At 70.5% G+C, this 2,105-nt stretch carries 2 protein-coding genes; both read left to right on the plus strand.

The window, feature by feature from the left end:
* The first annotated feature begins 110 nt into the window (after positions 1-110).
* Complete coding sequence (locus ABT300_RS43480) at positions 111-854, plus strand: acyl carrier protein (RefSeq protein WP_351688562.1); 744 nt, start codon at positions 111-113, stop codon at positions 852-854.
* Between the two features lie 67 nt (positions 855-921).
* A partial coding sequence (locus ABT300_RS43485; protein WP_351688565.1) for a beta-ketoacyl synthase N-terminal-like domain-containing protein occupies positions 922-2,105 on the plus strand: 1,184 nt, incomplete at its 3' end.

Here is a 2,105-nt window from a genome sequence, read left to right on the forward strand (position 1 = left end):
CGGGTGAGGGTGCGGTGGAGTTGGGTCGTCGTGGGTTGCGGGTGATGGATCCGGGGCGGGCTCTGGTGGGGTTGGGTTCGGTGTTGGAGGGGGGTCGGGGTTCGGCGGTGGTGGCTGATGTGGAGTGGGACCGTTTCGTTCCGGCGTTCACCAGCCGCCGTCCCAGCCCCCTGCTCACCACCCTGCCCCGCCTCACCGGCCAGGGCGTCGTCGAAGAGCACACGACCGAGGACGTTCGAGCCGTGCTGACCGCCCGGCTGGCGCACCGACCTGAGAAGGAACGTCTGCGCGCGTTGCGGGACTTGGTCCGCACGCGGGCCGGGGTGGTGCTCGGCCGATCCGAAGGCTCGGCCCTGGATCTCGACCGGCCCTTCAACGACATGGGGTTCGACTCCCTCACCGCCGTCGAACTCCGCAATCAGCTCCACGCCGAGACCGGGCTGCGGTTCCCGTCGACGCTGGTCTTCGACCATCCGAGCCCCCGCCACCTAGCCGATCACCTGCATGACGAGTTGTTCGGCCGGCCGGACCAAAGGGACGCGGAGCCGGGAACGACGCTGTCGCCAGGCCGAAGCGGCGAGGCGTCGCTCCGCCAGGCACTCGCGACGATCCCCTTCTCACGCTGGGAGGAGAGCGGCCTGCTGACCGCTGTGCTGTCGTTGGCGGAAAGCTCCCCTGGCGAGCGGCCCATCGACGCGGCCGTCCCGTCATCCGGGCCCACGGCGTACGGCCCTGCCCGACCCACGGGCGCATTCGAGCAGTCGCAGAACGACGACGAGTCCGAGCCCGGCGCGATCGACGCCATGGATGTCGAAGCACTCGTTCAACTGGCCCTGGGCGACTCCGCCTCCTGAGGCACCACCCCGCCGCCACGTCTTCCCGTCCGCCCGCGAACGGGCCGCGAACCAGTGGAGTTTGAGCATGTCCACCTCCGAAGAGCGCGTCGTCGCCGCGCTCCGCGCCTCCCTGACCGAGAACGAGCGACTGCGTCAGCGCAATGACGCACTCAGCCGGGCGGCGAGCGAACCCATCGCCGTCGTCGGCATGGCGTGCCGCTATCCCGGTGACGTCACCACTCCGGAACAGCTGTGGGACCTGGTCGCGGCCGGCGTCGACGCCATCACGCCGTTCCCTGCGGACCGCGGCTGGGAGCCCGCCGACGGGGCCTCCTCGACGGCCGCGGGACAGGGCGGATTCGTCGCCACGGCAACGGATTTCGACGCGGGCTTCTTCGGTGTGTCACCCCGCGAGGCCCTTGCGATGGACCCACAGCAGCGTCTCGTTCTGGAGGCGTCCTGGGAGGCGCTGGAGCGCGCGGGCCTCAAACCGGCCTCCGTGCGCGGCAGTCGTACCGGCGTCTTCGTCGGATGCAGCAACCAGAACTACGGGGCCGTCTCGGGAGCCGACCTGCCGGAGGGCGTCGAGGGCCACTTGCTCACCGGCAACGCCGCGAGCGTCGTATCGGGCCGGGTGTCGTATGTGCTGGGTCTGGAGGGTCCGGCGGTGACGGTGGACACGGCGTGCTCGTCGTCGCTGGTCGCCCTGCACCTGGCGGCGCAGTCGCTGCGGTCGGGGGAGTGCGATCTGGCCCTGGCGGGCGGCGTCACCGTGATGTCCACCCCCGATGTCTTCGTGGAGTTCGGTCGTCAGGGTGGGTTGGCGGCGGACGGTCGGTGCAGGGCGTTCGGTGAGGGTGCGGACGGCACGGGGTGGGGTGAGGGGGTGGGCGTGTTGTTGGTGGAGCGGTTGTCGGATGCGCGTCGGCTGGGTCATCGGGTGTTGGCGGTGGTGCGGGGTTCGGCGGTGAATCAGGACGGTGCGTCGAACGGGTTGACGGCGCCGAACGGTCCGTCGCAGCAGCGGGTGATTCGGGCGGCGTTGGGGTCGGCGGGTGTGTCGGCTGCGGATGTGGACGTGGTGGAGGCGCACGGTACCGGGACGCGGTTGGGCGATCCGATCGAGGCGCAGGCGTTGCTGGCGACGTATGGGCGGGGACGCGTCGGGGGTCGGCCGTTGTGGTTGGGGTCGGTGAAGTCGAATGTGGGTCATACGCAGGCGGCTGCGGGTGTGGCCGGTGTGATCAAGATGGTGGAGGCGTTGCGTCG

The organism is Streptomyces sp. NPDC001027 (assembly GCF_040299045.1).
In the GTDB taxonomy this organism is placed as follows: domain Bacteria; phylum Actinomycetota; class Actinomycetes; order Streptomycetales; family Streptomycetaceae; genus Streptomyces.